The sequence below is a fragment of the Christiangramia lutea genome (assembly GCF_022489035.1).
Classification (GTDB): domain Bacteria; phylum Bacteroidota; class Bacteroidia; order Flavobacteriales; family Flavobacteriaceae; genus Christiangramia; species Christiangramia lutea.
Genome location: NZ_JAKVTV010000001.1, coordinates 1056874 through 1074180, shown reverse-complemented (window position 1 = coordinate 1074180; position 17307 = coordinate 1056874). Strand labels below are relative to the sequence as shown.

The 17307-nt window shown below is 37.4% G+C and carries 14 protein-coding genes; 3 read left to right on the top strand and 11 right to left on the bottom strand.

The features are described from left to right. Positions 1-5: 5 nt before the first annotated feature. Genes ML462_RS04870 through ML462_RS04860 form a run of 3 tightly spaced genes read right to left on the bottom strand, consistent with a single transcriptional unit; the run spans position 6 to position 4066 of the window. Positions 6-1694, bottom strand: coding sequence for a DUF6909 family protein (locus ML462_RS04870; RefSeq protein WP_240712626.1), 1689 nt, complete (start codon positions 1692-1694; stop codon positions 6-8). An 8-nt stretch (positions 1695-1702) separates the two neighbouring features. Next, positions 1703-3196, bottom strand: a complete 1494-nt coding sequence (locus ML462_RS04865; protein WP_240712625.1) for a GH3 auxin-responsive promoter family protein — start codon at positions 3194-3196, stop codon at positions 1703-1705. Positions 3197-3199: 3 nt separating this feature from the next. Beyond that, positions 3200-4066 (bottom strand): M23 family metallopeptidase, encoded by an 867-nt coding sequence (locus ML462_RS04860; RefSeq protein WP_240712624.1) that lies wholly within the window; start codon positions 4064-4066, stop codon positions 3200-3202. A gap of 156 nt (positions 4067-4222) precedes the next feature. On the opposite strand from ML462_RS04860, the gene ML462_RS04855 reads away from it, so the two are divergent. Next, a complete protein-coding gene (locus tag ML462_RS04855; protein WP_240712623.1) occupies positions 4223-4432 on the top strand; it encodes a twin-arginine translocase TatA/TatE family subunit in 210 nt (69 codons plus the stop codon). 54 nt (positions 4433-4486) lie between these two features. On the opposite strand, the gene ML462_RS04850 is transcribed toward ML462_RS04855, so the two are convergent. From ML462_RS04850 to ML462_RS04840, 3 genes are read right to left on the bottom strand one after another with little or no spacing between them, the layout of a single operon-like run. Next, the gene (locus ML462_RS04850; protein ID WP_240712622.1) at positions 4487-5467 is read right to left on the bottom strand and encodes a DUF4837 family protein; all 981 of its coding nucleotides are present in this window, start codon (positions 5465-5467) and stop codon (positions 4487-4489) included. A 27-nt stretch (positions 5468-5494) separates the two neighbouring features. Continuing rightward, positions 5495-7081 carry a lytic transglycosylase domain-containing protein gene (locus ML462_RS04845; protein WP_240712621.1) on the bottom strand — a complete coding sequence of 529 codons (1587 nt, stop codon included), beginning with the start codon at positions 7079-7081 and terminating at the stop codon, positions 5495-5497. Positions 7082-7130: 49 nt separating this feature from the next. Then, positions 7131-8315 carry a phosphoglycerate kinase gene (locus ML462_RS04840; RefSeq protein ID WP_240712620.1) on the bottom strand — a complete coding sequence of 395 codons (1185 nt, stop codon included), beginning with the start codon at positions 8313-8315 and terminating at the stop codon, positions 7131-7133. A gap of 68 nt (positions 8316-8383) precedes the next feature. On the opposite strand from ML462_RS04840, the gene ML462_RS04835 reads away from it, so the two are divergent. After that, positions 8384-9541 (top strand): DNA polymerase III subunit, encoded by a 1158-nt coding sequence (locus ML462_RS04835; protein WP_240712619.1) that lies wholly within the window; start codon positions 8384-8386, stop codon positions 9539-9541. A 3-nt stretch (positions 9542-9544) separates the two neighbouring features. Then, a complete protein-coding gene (locus tag ML462_RS04830) occupies positions 9545-9940 on the top strand; it encodes a MauE/DoxX family redox-associated membrane protein (protein ID WP_240712618.1) in 396 nt (131 codons plus the stop codon). 69 nt (positions 9941-10009) lie between these two features. On the opposite strand, the gene ML462_RS04825 is transcribed toward ML462_RS04830, so the two are convergent. From ML462_RS04825 to ML462_RS04805, 5 genes are all read right to left on the bottom strand, one after another. Next, complete coding sequence (locus ML462_RS04825; protein ID WP_240712617.1) at positions 10010-10564, bottom strand: OmpH/Skp family outer membrane protein; 555 nt, start codon at positions 10562-10564, stop codon at positions 10010-10012. 220 nt (positions 10565-10784) lie between these two features. Then, complete coding sequence (locus tag ML462_RS04820) at positions 10785-11594, bottom strand: class I SAM-dependent methyltransferase (protein ID WP_240712616.1); 810 nt, start codon at positions 11592-11594, stop codon at positions 10785-10787. 90 nt (positions 11595-11684) lie between these two features. Then, the gene (mnmG, locus tag ML462_RS04815; protein WP_240712615.1) at positions 11685-13556 is read right to left on the bottom strand and encodes a tRNA uridine-5-carboxymethylaminomethyl(34) synthesis enzyme MnmG; all 1872 of its coding nucleotides are present in this window, start codon (positions 13554-13556) and stop codon (positions 11685-11687) included. Positions 13557-13572: 16 nt separating this feature from the next. Next, positions 13573-14007, bottom strand: coding sequence for an rRNA maturation RNase YbeY (gene ybeY / locus ML462_RS04810; protein ID WP_240712614.1), 435 nt, complete (start codon positions 14005-14007; stop codon positions 13573-13575). After that, positions 13988-17242: a DUF4175 family protein gene (locus ML462_RS04805; RefSeq protein WP_240712613.1), complete on the bottom strand. Its 3255-nt coding sequence runs from the start codon at positions 17240-17242 to the stop codon at positions 13988-13990. Before ML462_RS04805 ends, ybeY begins: the two co-directional genes overlap by 20 nt. Between the last annotated feature and the right edge of the window lie 65 nt (positions 17243-17307).

Below are 17307 nucleotides of genomic sequence, written 5' to 3'. Positions count from 1 at the left end.
TGAATTTAAGATTTAAAAATTTGTTCAAGGATCTTTTCCGTGATCAAATATGTAGGTTTAACTCCTGAAGTTCCAAGACCTCCGGAGGCAAGAGTGCTTCCTGTTTCCAGGGGATTATCTGAAGCGTAATAAGCATATCTAACCTCCACATCTTCTGAAATACTTCTTCGTAACCTCGAAGCCGCCTGAATTGCTTTTTGATAATGTGCTCCTTCCATTTCCAGTCCGCAAACATTCCATGTCGAATCATGGAAAAACCTTAAAATATCCCTGTTCTGAAGGGATGTTCCCAGTACAGTGATCATTGCTCCATCAACCACCTTGATCCCATGGCCTTCAAGATCAGATTTTTTTAGCTGATTTTCAAACGGGTAATTATCGGCAGTTCCTTCAAAAAGGTGAGCGTCAGGAATCATAATATCGCCCTTGCCTCCTTCCAGAATACCTGCTTTACCCATGATAGAAATGGACTTTACATTCATTTTCATTTCTTTACCGTTGGCATTATACGGCTTCAAGAGTTCATCCATCGTTTCATAAGCCTGTTCTCCAAAAGCATAATCCATCACCATGATCACTGGTCTTTCTTCGGGCTTCATTTCCTTTAATTTCGCTCCGTTGAAACCTTCTTCCATTTGAGCGGTATCAAAGATCTGCACGTCTATATTCGTACCGCTTTTATCCTCAATAAAATGCATCCCTTTGTCGAGTGCAGCCTTGTTGACTTTATTCCTTAAGGATCCATTGCCACTATCGCTCAGCTCTTCATAGATGTCCAGAACTTTTTTCTTTTTAAGCTCGGCTTTAAGAGCTTGCGGAGTGTAAAGCGTATTCATCACACTGTGCATATTGGCACTGATGATATGAAGCGGCCTTTCCAAAAGATTATTATCCAGCAGGCAGCGTTTAATATCGTTTGCCCAGATCTCACCGTGAATATGATGTCCCAGTCTTTCTCTTAGAACCGGACTAAAAGTGATAATCCTTTTCTGATTTTTAACCGCTTCCTTGATGGCCATATTTCCAAGGGACCAAATAAGTTTTAAGAATCGGTCAGGGTTATTAGGTGTTGAAAATTTAGGATAAATGCTGGTGATCTCATGAAAAGTCCTTCCCAGAATACTAGCCGTATGGGTTAATGCAACTTCCCGCTGAGTCTGGCTTAAATCACCCTGGTTTTTCACGGCAAACTCAAGTTTTTCCCAGTCGCGGTTAACACTTCCATCCTCATCTATAAGTACTCTTTTCATGATCTTATGTGATTCAATGAAAAGAAAAGTAAGGTGAGTAAGGATATCATAGATCTCAGACCTTCCCCTGGTGATCTCGATATTCATCTGTTCATCATCTATCCGGTAACAGTTTCTTCTTCTTTTTGGTGGTACGATTGGTTTGAAATGTGAATTTCCGTAACCTTCGTCGCTGGTTAGGTTTATAAACCTGCATTCTTCAATTCCGTGAGGTAACCTGTCTATTACGTATAACAAACCGTCCAATTCTGCTTTGTCATTGGCAATAGAGCCATAGATCTCCGGCCTTAGCGTTAATAGTGATTCTCGCAAGGTGTCTCCAGAAACACCCATTGGTTTATAAAAGCCCCTGTTGAACAGGTGCCTCATGGTAATATACATTCTTTCGATAGCTCCCGAACTTTCCTGGGCGCGGGTTCTCCCCTGTAATTTTAGTATCGACATAATATTCTTTATATAATCTCATTAAGTTTATCGGCGATCTTACGATCGTTTGATAACCTAGGTAATTTATTCTGTCCGCCTAGCTTTCCAATAGATTTCATATAATCCTGAAATCCGTTTCGAGGAACTTTTGTGATCTTTAGACGCTGTAAAATATGCCCTTCAATTAGGTCCAGGTAATATGAATTTTGCTTTTGTAAAGATCTATCTATTAATTCTGCAAATTTATCTAAATCTTCCGGTTCCTGCTCAAATTCAATATACCATTCATGATATGGCAATTCTTCCCCTTTAGGATTTATTTGAGGTGCCACGGTGAATTCACTAATTTCAGCACCAGACTCTGCCACTGCCTCTTTCATGGCCTGCTCAACTTCTTTTGCGATAACATGCTCCCCAAATGCCGAAATAAAATGCTTTATCCTACCAGAAACAATGAGCCTGTAAGGTTTGGTTGAAGTAAACTGAACTGTATCTCCAAGATTATAAGCCCATAGTCCGGCGGTGGTGGAAATGATCATCACATAATTAACCCCAACCTCAACCTCTTTAAGAATAAGTCTTTCCGGATTTTCAGAATAGAAATCTTCCACTTTAATGAACTCATAGAACATGCCGGAATCAAGCTGAAGCAACATGCCATTCGCATCCTGCCTGTCCTGAAAAGCGAAGAACCCCTCAGAAGCCGGGTACAGCTCAATACTATCTACTTTACGGCCAATAAGACTTTCAAACTTAGTGCGGTAAGGCTCATAATTAACTCCACCGTATATGAAAAGGTTGAAATTCGGGAAGATCTCACCTACTTTTTTGCCGGTTTTGTCAATCAATCTCTCAAAATACATTTGCACCCAGGAAGGAATCCCACTTATTACAGACATATCTTCCTTTAGAGTTTCATCTACAATCGCATCAACTTTATCTTCCCAGTCTTCGATACAATTAGTTTCCCAGCTAGGCATCCTGTTTTTCTGTAAATATCCGGGAACGTAATGTGCCACAATCCCAGATAACCTGCCCAGTTTCACACCATTCTTTTCATCCAGTTCAGGGCTACCCTGCAAGAAGATCATTTTTCCATCTACGAATTTAGAGTTGCCACTATCAGCTATATAGCATAGGATTGCATTCCTGGCAGCATTTATATGAGTTGGCATGGAGTCCTTGGTTAGAGGAATATATTTAGCCCCGCTAGTAGTACCAGAGGTTTTGGCATAATATAAGGGTTTTCCCGGCCATAGAATATCCTCCTGGCCTTCTACCATCATATCTACATAATCCTTAAGCTCTTCATAATCCCGTACCGGAACTTTTTTTACAAATTCTGAGTGAGATTTTATTTCTGAAAATTCATGATCCTTCCCAAACCTGGTATCTTTAGCTTTATTTATAAGTTCTTCAAATACTTTTTGCTGGGTATTATGAGGATTGCTGGCCCATTTATCAATTTTGTTTCTAATGTGTGAAGCAAATATTCTGGCTGCAAAAGATTTTATAGACATATTTTAGTTGAAATCAATATATTCTGAAGGGTCTACAGGGTTTCCTTCATTCCATAATTCAAAATGTAAATGCGGACCCGTAGTTAATTCACCGGTATTTCCCGCGGTTGCGATCACTTCACCAGCTACAACCATATCACCCTGTGATTTTGAAATGGATGCATTATGTTTATAAACCGAGATCAATCCGTAACTATGCTCAATAATGATCACATATCCTGTTTCGGCAGTCCACTCTGCAAAGATCACCCTTCCATCGGCCACCGATTTTATCGGAGAGTTGCGTGAAGTGACCACATCTACTGCATAATGTTTGTTCTCGATACTATACTCATCAGAAATTGAACCCTTTACCGGTGGGAAAAGTGAAAAATTCACATTATCTGTAGCCGTAGGTAAAATATTGTATTTATCCTCCTGTTCCACTTCTTCCCGAAGTATCGAATCGGCCTTGATACGATTTATTTCCTCATATTCGGCATCAGAAATTGGTGCACCCAAAATAGAATCCCGGTTAAGCTGGTCAAGATCAAGCTCACCTGTAAGCGCATTTTTTATCGAACTTAAGTATTGGTCGTTCAATCTTAGCACATTTTGAAGCGAATCTGAAACATAGGCCAGATTTGCGGCTCTTTCCTTCAACTGCGGTGACGAATAACCTGGTATGTACTCTCTTAACGGAGTAAAAGCGATTAGGATCGTGGTGATCGCCACGAGAAATATCGCAGATAGTCCTACCGTCACAAAAACATTTAACCTCGTTAAGCGAAAGGAAAAACGTTCTTCAAAAGTATCTTCATTAAGAACGACCATGCGATATTTATGAAGCAACTTTTTCGCAAACTTCTTATTTGAATTTCTTGGAGTCATAGCCGTATTTAGGTTATACAAAGATAAATTAAAAAATTTCCCCTAATATATTGGTTAGAGCGAATTCAATAAGACCTTTATTATAGGCAATTTATTGTCATCTTAACGTTTAAATTGCTTAATTCTTGTTAAGTTTGTATAACTAAATAAAAAGACATGAATGCATTTATTTTGCCTTTAGCTATAGGAGCTCCACAGATCATTTTAATCGTGGTGGTAATATTATTGCTCTTTGGTGGGCGTAAAATTCCTGAATTGATGAGAGGTCTGGGTAGCGGAATTAAAGAATTTAAGGACGCATCTAAGGATGATGAAAATGGAACTAATCCCGACGAAAAAAAGAAAGTTTCTGAAGATAAAAAGTAAATATTTCCTAATATAGAAAAATAAAAAACCCAACTGAGAAGTTGGGTTTTTTATTTATTGAAAATTCGCTGATTGCAATATTGCGTCGAGTTCGAATATATTATCCCGTTTTGCCCTGGATGGTGAAAATACAAAGCCTTCAAGGATAACAAACCGATTATTTTCTTCATCCTTTACAGCATAATTCACGAATGGGCCAGCCATGAAATCATTATAAACTTCCCAGGTTCCCCGTGTTTCATAGGCAAATTTACCATCGATTTCCGTTTCAAAAAGGTATGGAGCATAAGCCTTTTCAGTGATCATATAAGATCCTTCAAGACGTCCAGGGATCTTAGCTTCACCAATGGAATCTCTCATTTTAATAATGTTAGAGATCACGCTCGAATCATTTTCTATCTTATTGATGGGTACCTCATAAACTAGGATTTCCATACTTCCTTTAGGAATTTCCTTTCTTATCCAGGAAAACTTATCTTCTTCTTTCGCATATCTGTATGCAGAAGGAAATTTCAGGTCAATTCCGAATTTTTCTTCCAGGGCATCATCTTTCTTTAGAGATTTCCCAATTCTTCTTTGTTTCTCGGTAAGCTCAGTTTTCTTATAGGTCTTTATGATGGAATCTGATTGTTTATTGATCAAGTCAATCATACTTTCAGGTCCTTCACCCATGATTACAATACCTGTTTGAGGTCTAGAAAATTCATCTCTAATGATCTGCATACCCTTAGTACTATTTTCTTCGATCTTAAGAAAGATACGGGTATTTCTTACGAAACCTGTAAAGGTCTCCGGGGGTATCTGACTCAAACTGAACAAAGGCTCCTCCTGTGGCAAACCATCAACCGGAGCGGCCAGGTTCTCCCTTATAGCCTCACCTACTTCTCCTTCCCAGAGATCATTCTTTATTACAACGGTTAATTGATTAATATTTCCTGAAGAATCTGATAGTATCCTATCATCTTTCTTGGACTTTTCATTATTACATGCGATAAAAAGGAAAATACTGGTTAGCAGAATTAGGCTACGTTTCATGATTTCGGTTTTGATTTAGTAAGGTCTTTAACCTTTTGAAACCTTAAGTTTCATTCCAGGTTTAAGACTATTTGTGTTCATATCATTCCAAGCCTTCAAATTCTGTACCGTAACGCCCGGGAACTTCTTTGAAATGCTCCAAAGTGAGTCTCCGCTCTTAACAGTGTACCATGACGGATTGGAGCCTTTAGAAGATCCAGAATCACTATTAGAAGCGGCTACCTCTACCGGTTTCCTTGGATATATGGTTAAATACTGCCCTACTCTAATGTTATTACCGCGCATATTATTCCACCTTCTAATACTGCTAACGCCAACGCCATATCTTTCTGCAATTTTTCCTAAATAGTCTCCTCTTCTAACCTTATATCTTATACGATCGTTTGTTTCAACATACTTCGGAAGTTCTTTTTTCTTTTCTTCGATTTCAGTCTGGGCAAAATCATAGATAGCATTTTCATTACTAACGAATTTCCCCGAAGCCTGTTTTGGTAATCTCAGGCTGTATTTTTCGTCCTCAACAAATGGAATGATATCCAGCTTATAGCTTGGATTAAGAAACTCCAGCATCTCTTTCTCTACACCAGTTACTTTTGAAACCTGGTCGAAAGTAAGTAACTGCTTTACTTGAATGGTGTCTGTTTCAAAGTATACGATATCTGGATTCTTGGGTTGGAAATTATGCTCATCGGCATATTCGAAAAGGTATAATGTCGCCAGGAAAGCAGGCACATAACCTGCTGTTTCACGTGGAAGATATCTTCTTAAATGCCAGTAATCTGTAGCTCCACCACTTCTTCGAATCGCCTTGGAAACATTCCCCGGTCCAGAGTTGTATGATGCTAAAACAAGATCCCAGTCTCCAAAAACCTTATAAAGACTTGCTAGATATTTTGCAGCGGCTTCCGTAGACCTTTCAGGATCCATACGCTCATCCACATAGGAGCTTACGTCTAAGCCGTGCATTTTACCGGTGGTAAACATAAATTGCCAAAGACCGGTAGCTCCAACCCTGGATTTAGCCCTGGGATTTAGCGCCGATTCAACTATGGCAAGATATTTTATCTCAAGAGGGATATCATACTTATCCAGTTCCTGTTCGAACATTGGGAAGTAATAGTTGCTTAGAGCCATTAATCGCTCCATACCCTGCTTATTTCTCTTTAAATAAGACTTGATAACACTTTCAAGAATGGGATTATATTCAATATTGAAAGGTGTCCTGGCATTTAATTTCGCTAAACGCGCCTTTAAAGTATCCGTAGGCAGCTCTTTATACACCACTTCTTCATAATCCTGCTCAAGGATACTTTGTTGCATCTTCTCATAAAGATCTGAATTGGTGAGCTCAAGTTTCCAAAGGGAATCTATGGTCTTGGCTTTGGGGAGATCTGCCAGTTTCACCTTGGATGAATCTCTGATAGCTGCGGAGATTGGTAGTTTATCTCTAAATTCAGGATCTGGTTCGGCAAGTTTGATCTCTGTGTCATCACTCTTTTGAAAGATTTGAACCCGGAAATTGGCCTTTTCCACCCTTTCCTTGTTCTGCTTTTCCTGGGCAACCGAAGTTAAACCGGCTAAAAGCAACAACAATAAAATATTTCGTTTCAGCATAAATTCATTTTACATTAACGAACGAAAACTTATCAAACTTCGTACCTCTTTAGTTCTTAATTGCTTCGATTCCTGGAAGGGATTTTCCTTCAAGCATCTCTAACATCGCACCACCACCGGTAGAAACGTAACTTACTTTATTGTCAAATCCGAATTTTTTAACAGCTGCTACGGAATCTCCTCCGCCAACAAGCGAAAAAGCTCCATTTTCTGTCGCTTTGGCAATTGCCTCGCCCAACTGTATGGTTCCCTTGGCAAAAGTGTCCATTTCAAATACTCCAAGAGGACCGTTCCAAAGAATGATCTTAGAATTAGCTATAATTTCAGCAAAGTTCTTAAGAGTATCAGGTCCTACGTCCAGTCCCATCCATCCATCAGGGATATTATCCACTCTTTCGGTTTGTGTGCTCGCCTGCTCAGAGAAACTGTCAGCGATTATAGAATCTACAGGCAGATGAACTTCCACCCCTTTTTCCTTCGCCTTTTTCAAAATTTCAAGAGCAAGTTCCTGCTTGTCATCTTCAACGAGGGAATTACCAATATGCCCTCCCTGAGCTTTTATAAAGGTATAAGTCATACCTCCACCAATGATCAAATGATCTATCTTGTCCAGGATATTTTCAATTACAGTGATCTTTGAAGATACTTTTGCCCCTCCAAGAACCGCTGTAACCGGTTTTTCTGAACTGTGTAGTACTTTATCCAAACTTTTAATCTCTTTGGCCAGAAGGTATCCAAAACATTTATCCTCAAAGAATTTAGCCACCACTGTGGTTGACGCATGCGCCCGGTGAGCCGTTCCAAAGGCATCATTCACATAAATATCGCCTAATCTGGAAAGCTTTTGAGCGAAATCTTCATCTCCTTTTGTCTCTTCTTCATGAAAACGAAGATTTTCAAGTAGAAGGATCTCTCCAGGTTTTAAGTTTTTAGCGGCATTTTCAACTTCCTCTCCAACACAATCCTCAACGAATTTCACCTTTACGCCAAGTACACTGGATACTTTATCTGTAATATGCTGTAAAGAATATTTACTTTCCTTTCCTTTTGGTCTTCCTAAATGAGACATTAAAACAACACTACCTCCATCTTCAAGTACTTTAATAATAGTAGGTTTGGCTGCTTCGATCCTGTTCGCATCGGTAACTTTCATCTCCTCATTTAATGGAACATTGAAATCGACCCTTATAAGTGCCCTTTTATTATTAAAATTGTAATCTTCTATAGTTTTCATAGTATTGCTTTCTTACAAATATAAATTTTTCCGAAGATAATAAAGCTTATATAATTTTATATTTGCCTATGCTTTTTAACGACGTAATTGGCCTTCCGCACATAAAAAATCACCTGACAACGACGGCCGACAGGAACCGAATACCTCATGCCCAACTTTTTACCGGGAAGCCGGGAAGTGGCGCCCTGCCTATGGCTATAGCCTATGCCCAATATATACTTTGCAAAAATACCGGTGGAGAAAACGATAATGAAGAGGCTACATCCTGTAATATGAAGTTCAGGAGTTTTTCTCATCCAGACCTGCATTTTGCTTTTCCAGTTGCGGCGAATGAAAAGATAAAAAAGAACCCGGTTTCTTCACATTTTCTTGATGAATGGAGAAATTTCTTAAAATCCAATCCTTATGGCAGTTTATATGATTGGTATCAGGCTCTTGGGGTTGAAAATAAGCAGGGACAAATAAGTGTACACGAAGCTCAGGATATAGTCAAATCATTATCTCTGAAGGCTTATGAAGGTGGATTTAAGGTTATGATCATCTGGATGGCTGAAAAGATGAACATTGCAGCTTCTAATAAATTACTGAAACTTATTGAAGAGCCTCCCAGTAATACGGTTTTCATCCTGGTAGCCGAAGACGAAGAAAACATTATTCAAACCATCAGGTCCAGATGTCAGAGTCTGCACTTTCCACCGTTAACGGAGGCTGATATATCTTCGGCTTTAGTTGAAAGAGAAAAATGTGACGACGCCCTGGCCAAGAAGATCGCACACCAGGCAAATGGAGATTATACGAAAGCTTTACATATCCTAAAAAAAGATTCCAGTGACGAGCAATTCGAAGCCTGGTTTATAAGCTGGGTGCGTTCCGCATTTAAAGCTAAAGGGAATAAATCTACCGTTCTGGAACTGGTGGCCTGGAGTGAGGAGGTTGCAGCACTGAACCGAGAAACTCAAAAAAGCTTTTTGCTTTATTGCATAGACTTCTTCCGTCAATCCCTTTTAATGAATTATAAAGCAAAAGACCTGGTTTACCTTGAACCATCTTCGGAAAAGTTCAAACTTGAAAATTTTGCCCCTTTTGTACACGGTAGCAATATCATGGATATTACCGAAGCTTTAGAAAAAGCGATTTATCATATAGAACGGAATGGAAATGCAAAGATCATCTTAACCGATCTATCAATTAAACTAACCCGATTTTTACACAAAAAAGCAGCATAAAACATGGAAAACATCAGCTCAAATTTTACTGAATTATTAATCCTAATATTTATTCTTATCACTTTCCTTCAATCTGGCGTCGATAAAGCTTCAGATTGGAATGGAAATACCGGATGGCTCAAAGATCATTTCTCGGGAACATTTCTTTCGGGAATGGTTCCGTTAATGGTAGCTATAATTATGATCATTGAAATTATTACCGGTATTTTGGCTATTATAGGTATCTGGCAAATTATAGGTGATAATGATCTATCTATGGCATTATATGCCTGTATTCTTGCATGTGTAACCCTCCTGATGCTTTTATTTGGTCAGAGGGTAGCCAAAGACTACGCCGGAGCTTTCACCTTAACAGGATATTTTATTGTATGTATGTTTGGCGTATATATTATGAGTTAATCAAAATATATAGATATAAAAAAAGCTTCAGGAAATCCTGAAGCTTTTTTTATGATGTAATAATTAAGACTACTCTTCTACTTCCTCAGCAGCTTCGGTTTCCACTTCAGAGCTTCCACCGTAATCTTTATTCAATTCTTTTAGGATATCCTGGGTGATATCAAGTCCTTCTTCGGCATACATGATATTAGCGCTTTCATTTGAACCAAAGATATAAGTGTAGTTGTTTTCTTCACCATATTCCTTTACATAATCTTTGATCTTATTGACTATAGAATCCATTACCACAGTAGACTGCTCTCTTAGTCTATTGCTTTGCATTTGTTGTTGCTGTTGCAGCATTTGCTGCTTTTGCATTAATTCCTGCTCTTTCTCCTGTCTTTGTGACTGAGACATAGATTCCATTTCAGACTGATAAGCCTGAACTTCCTGCTGGAAAGAACGTGCAACAGAATCCAGTTGCTTTCTTACAGAATCTGATTTTGAAGAGAATTCTGCCTCAACATCTTTCATCTCTTTATATTCCTGAACGATTTTCGTTGTATCTACATAAGCAGTTTTTTGCTCATTACAGGATACCATCACAATTGCAACCGCGGCAACACCAATAAATCTTTTGATCATAATTTTTTCGTTTTGAGTGGCAAATGTATAAAAGTATTTATTCTACAAAAGCCTAATTTTTAATAATATAAGTTTTTATTATAGAAAACATTTTAAAAATAGGAACGCTTTATGGTATTTTAATCGTTTTAAGCCGTTGAGAGCTATTTGGATAACATAACCCTATAAATTATTCACTAGACTGTACTAAAACGCCTTAAAAGGCTTTAAATTAAGTTTTCTAGGCTTTTTTAAAGAAATAGGCTATGGATGAATACTCTCCAGTAGAATTCGCCCGAAGATTTGAAATATAACCCCGATAAAATGCATTTAAAGGATTTGTTGAAGAATCTGAATTTTTTTCACTTAATAAGCTAACATAGAAGGAATCAAATTTTAAGGGTTTCTCATCTATAAGCTCAAATCCTAATTTCGAAATTTTATCCCTAAGTCCATCTCTGGAAAAATGCCATAAATGTCTCGGTACATCCCAGGCGGCCCAATTTTCTTTATAGTATTTAGAATCGTAGGAATTGTAATTAGGAACAGCAATTATCAAAAGGCCATCTTTTACCAAGAGATCTTTAAACTCTATTAGTTTTTGATCCAGATCTGGTAAATGTTCCAAAACATGCCAAAGACTTATAACATCAAAATCTTTATTCTCAACTTCAACTATTGAAGATTTTAAATTTAGTCCTTTTAAAATTCCAAGGTCTCGTGCAAATTTATTTGGCTCCACTCCTTCAACATCCCAGTAATAAGATTTCATCTTATTTAGAAATTCTCCGGTACCGGCGCCAAAATCTAAAATACGTCCATGTTTAATATTCTTTCTAATCCATTTAGCTTTTCTGGAAAGCATATAAGACTTTACTAAATGATAGATCTTATCCTGAATAGAAGAAGAAGAATCTTTATGAGAAATATACTCATCAGATTCGTAATATTTTTCCAGATTTTCAGGAAATGGATCGGTCTTTAAAATACCATTTTCGTATTCCAGAATATTAAATTTCTCTCCACTAACCAGATGATCTTTGCAAACCATTTTTGGTTCAGAAGAAATTTTCGATTGGTATATTTTTTCAGTTGAAATCAAAAATAATCATGCTATGTTCCACGTGGAACAATAATAAATTTATCTACCCATATAGACTAAAAGAACCGAAATATCATTCGGGCTAACTCCACTTATTCTTGAAGCCTGAGAAACCGTTGCCGGTTGAACTTTTCGCAATTTTTCCCGCGCCTCATAAGACATCGATTTAATTTTAGAATAATCGAAATTATTCGGAATTCGAATATCCTCCAGACGGTTTAGCTTATCGGCATTGTTCTTTTCCTTTTCGATATACCCGGAATATTTCACCTGTATTTCAGTTTGCTCGATCATCTCTTCACTAAGATCATTTTCTGAAATGAACTCCTCTACCCCACTAAAATTTTTCACATCTTCCATGGTGATCTGTGGCCTGGAAAATACTTTAAAAACTTTATCGCTTTGTTTCATTGGCGAAGATTTTCTTTTCTCCAAAACCGGATTTGCTTCTTCAGGGACAACACTAAGATCTTTTAGGAATTGAACGAATTTAAAAGATTTCTCTTTCTTTTCTTCCATCTTACGCATACGATCTTCGGAAGCTAAACCTAAGTTATAAGACTTTTCCGTTAGTCTGAAATCGGCATTATCCTGTCTTAACAAGGTTCGGTATTCTGCTCTTGAGGTAAACATCCTATAAGGTTCTTCCGTACCTTTCGTAATTAAATCATCTATTAGAACACCAATATATGCCTCATTACGCTTTAGGATAAATTCCTCATTTTCCTGAACCTTTAAAGCAGCATTTATACCTGCCATCATTCCCTGACAAGCAGCTTCTTCATACCCGGTTGTTCCGTTAATCTGACCAGCAAAATATAAACCTTCAACCAATTTAGTTTCGAGGGTATGTTTTAATTGTGTAGGTGGAAAATAGTCATATTCTATAGCATAACCTGGACGGAAAAATTTCACGTTCTCGAATCCGTCTACTGAACGTAATGCTTTAAACTGAACATCTTCCGGTAAGGAGGTAGAAAACCCATTTACATATACTTCAACCGTATTCCATCCTTCAGGTTCAACAAAAAGCTGATGCCTGTCTTTATCTGCAAAACGGTTGATTTTATCTTCTATAGAAGGACAATATCTTGGACCGATACTTTGAATTCTTCCATTGAACATTGGAGACCTGTCAAAACCTTCCTTCAAAATTTCATGTACTTCATTAGAAGTGTAGGTCATAAAACACGAACGCTGTTTAGATAGCGGTTTAGTTTCGTCTGAATAGGAAAATTTCCCGGGAATATCATCGCCAGGTTGCTCGATCATTTTAGAATAATCCAGAGACCTGCCATCTACCCTTGGAGGGGTTCCGGTTTTCATTCTTCCAGCTTCAAAACCTACATCAATTAGGTCTTTTGTTATACCGGTTGCTGCCCTTTCTCCTGCTCTACCTCCCCCAAATTGTTTATCACCAATATGAATTAAACCATTCAAAAAAGTACCATTGGTACAAACAACGGTTTTGGCAGAAATCTCCAAACCAAGGGAAGTTCTTACCCCAACAACCTTATCATTTTTTATGATGAGTCCGGCAACCATTTCCTGGTAAAAATCAAGATTAGGAGTTTGTTCGAGTTTAATCCTCCAGTCTTCTGCAAATCTCATTCTATCGCTCTGAACCCTTGGACTCCACATCGCTGGTCCTTTGGATTTATTAAGCATTTTGAATTGAATAGCACTGGTATCACTAACAATCCCACTATAACCACCCATGGCATCTATTTCACGAACTATCTGACCCTTTGCAATACCCCCCATAGCGGGATTACAGCTCATCTGGGCGATGTTCTGAAGATTCATGGTGATAAGAAGGGTTTTACTACCCATATTCGCCGCCGATGCAGCTGCCTCACTACCGGCATGTCCTGCACCCACAACAATAACATCATACTGCTTTTCGAACATATCCTGATCTGGTTTTTTATGATTGTTCCACGTGGAACAATTTGATTTTTTCCTCTTCCTTGCGTCGCATTAAATCCTTTTCCCTTTCAGATTTATCCTTATATCCACAGAAATGTAACACACCATGAATAATGACGCGTTTTAGTTCTTCTTCAAAATTTACATCGAAAGTTTGCGAATTATCCTCTACCCTATCGGTACTAATATATATATCACCGTGTAGGATGTTGTCAACCGAATTATCAAAACTTATAATATCGGTATAGGTGTCATGGGAAAGATATTGCACATTTATATCGTGAAGATATTCATCGTCACAAAAAATAAAATTAATGTCCCCACAAATTTTATCCTCAGATCCAATAACTCGTTCCACCCAGTTTTTGAATGAAGCTTCATCTTTTAGATCAAAATCATTTTCACTAAAAAAATTAATCTCTCCCTTTTCCAAAATAGTCCTTTACTTTCTCTTTGTAAATTTGCCGCAAAGGTAAGGTTTGTCTATTTAAAATTTCAGTAGAATTGAAATATTCTTTTGCCCTATCCATCTGATTATTAAGCCTGTTTTCATAATCGATTTTGTTGGTTGCAGATTTACGTTTGTCGTCGGTCCCCTGCAATTTGAAGGCCTTTTCAAATTTTAGTAATTCATATTCAAGTTGCTGCATCCTTTTCAAGGTTTCAGGATCGAATCCTTTATCCAATAATTGCTCTTCAATCCTTTTCATATCCTCGGTAGCCTTATTACCAGATTCCATACCATTTTCCTGCATCATCTGTTCCATTTGCATCCTAAGCCTTTGTTGCTCTTTGTAGATCTCAAAAAGTTCTCCATTCATTCCTTCACCCTCTTCCTTAGGTTTACCTCGATCTTTAGTTTTCTCCCCATCGGTTTTACTATTCATCTTTTCATTAAGTTCCTTTTGTTGCTGAATTATGTCCTGCAATTGGAATTCCTGCTCTCCCTTACCCGATCCAGGTTGAGGCATCCCCATCATTTGCTGCATAGAAGATAATATCTGGTCAAGAAGATTGGCTAAATCATTAGCGCCAGTAACTACGTATTGCTGACTAGAAGTCCCTTGCGGAATTTCATTATCTGATAATCTCTCCAGAGATTTAGCAAGGTCGAATTCAATATTGGTCAATTTATCGGTGATAACTTCATTTACCATGGGATTACGCATAGCCAAACTATAAAGGCTGTCATCAATATGTCTGAAATTTTCCCTGAGATTACTCTGTTCTTTTAATTTCCCCGCATATTTTGGATTATTCTGTTGCATGGTTTTGAAATCATCAAGAAGGTATTCCTGCTCAAAGGAAAATACAATTAGGTTATCAAGGATTTGCCGTAAAGTTTCTGCATCGGCCTCCAGTTGCTCCTGTTGTTGCATACTTGAAGATTGCTGCATTTTCTGGCTAATTTGTTTCATTTTCCTGGAGGCATCTTTTTGTTTTTCGCTAGCTTTTGATCCCTCGTTATTCTTTATACTCTCTTTCGCGTCCTCCTGATCTTTCTTAATACTTTCCTCCTCTACCTCTTCCCTACCAAGATTTTGAGGTTGTTTAAGTTCGCGATTTTCCTTTTCGAGCTCGTCCATCATTTTCTGAAAATCTTCAAATTCCTCGTTCAGTTTTTCCTGATTTTCTACATTATTTTCTTCAGAATTCTGATCATTATTATCAGATAATTCCTTCTGACGTTCGGAAAGATCATCCAGATCCCTGGCTAATTTTTGCTTCTTTTCTTCTACATAATATCGCTTGGTAAGTTCCAATAACTGTTCAAGATTTCGTTGATTATTCTTGTTCTGCTTAGACAGTTCCTCAAGTTTTTTACCTAGGTCCTCTTTCTGTATTTTTTCAGAATACTTTTCCAGTTCCTTCAATAATTCCTCATTTTCCTCCAGCCTTTTTTCATTATTTTCTAAACGTTCGCTCAGTTCCTTTTGCATTGGTGATTCATTCTCATCATTCTTCTCAAGACTTTTTTTAAGCTTTTCAGAATAACTCTTCATCATTTCATTCTGCCTTTTCTGTCTTTTCAAAAACTCTTCAAGCTTCTTTCTTTCGTTATAATTTAACTCCTCCTTCTCTTTTTCCAGGTTATAGATATCTTTTAATTCTTCATCAGATTTTTCATATTCTTCCAGCCTGTCGCTAATATTTCTAATAGCATCGTTCTGTTCCTTTAATTTTTCATCTGAAATTTCTGTAGAAGTTTTCTTCCTATATGAGAACGTTTGGGAACTTGCACTTTTAGCGCCATTCACCGCATCATTATCAAATATTCTGAAGAAAAAGTCATAGCTTTCTCCCGCTTCCAGGTCTATATTACCTGGAAAACTAAAATGGAATTCATCAAAACTCTCATTTGAAACCGGAATGTCAATTGTATTAGGATCCTTTTTTTCACTTTCAGTATAATAAACCAGTTGTAGCTTACTAAGACCATAATCATCTGATACGTCACCTTTAAAATACTGAATATCAGTATTTAAACTATCTTTTTGAGTGGTCACTTTTATCTTAGGATACTGATCCTTAATCACTTTCACCTGATATTCCAGAGGTTCAAAATATTTAACAAGTGCATTCGATGTACTTACTTCATACTGCAAATTTGATCTAAGCCTTTTATTATAGCTGGCATTATCCTTATCACTATGTACTTCAATTAAAGTGTCAGGAGTTTTGAAATTGACCGTGAGAACATTCCTGGTACTGAATTTCCAGTTTACCACCGTCCCTTCAGGAACGGTAATATTTCCTGTGCCAGAAAGTTTTTCATTTTTTAATCCAGTATAGGCTGGATAATCAAGATCCATTTCAAAATTTAAAAGTTTCGGAATCCTGATCACTTCAATGGTATGATTATTTGATGACACATCATTAGACCTGAATTTAAAATCAAGATCTTCGGAAATATTTGAAATGGTATATTCAAAAATTCCCGGAGCGGTTTGTTTCATAAAACTCCCGCCATCATCAAAAATGATCTGTACATTTTCAGGATTATAATCCCCAATCGTTTTAACCTGGATCCTAAATTTCTCCCCTTCCCTGGCTTTTAATTCGTTATTCTGAATGATAAAATTAAATGGAGCCGGTCTTAAATATGTAGTATTATAGTCAATAATCCGATGGAAAGAATTCGTAATCATATCGGTCTCACCTGCTAAAATTAACCCCAGGATAATTAAAAAGGGAAGTACAACATAGCGCACATATTTTTTATTTTCCCGAAGATCTATGGCGTTGGTAAATGGTACAGGTGTTAGCTCCCGGGAACGTTGTTCTATGCTCGCCAGAAGAAGATCAGATTTTTTTGAGTTTTCCTGAAGCTGAAGAAGATTTGTAAGCTTATCCTGAACTTCAGGAAAATGCTTTCCAATAATTTCAGACGCCTGGAATTCATCTATCCCCTTTGATATTTTCAAAAGTCTGAATAAAGGTATACCTACGAATTTGAACAATAATAAAAATTCAACCAGGATGAATAACCAGAATAGTATACTTCTTCCAAGTGTAGATAGCCATAGAAAATATTCCAGAGCGGTGATTAATAAGAAGTACAAAAGTCCCGTCGCCAGGAATAATATACTTCCTTTAAGTATTAAATTGAGATAATACTTTTTAATAAAAGCTTCCAGCTTCTGCTTCACCAATCCAAAATTCCCCATTTTCGATGCAATGTTTTCTTAAAAATACAATAAATATCGCTCTTATAATGTATGAGCCCTCCAGC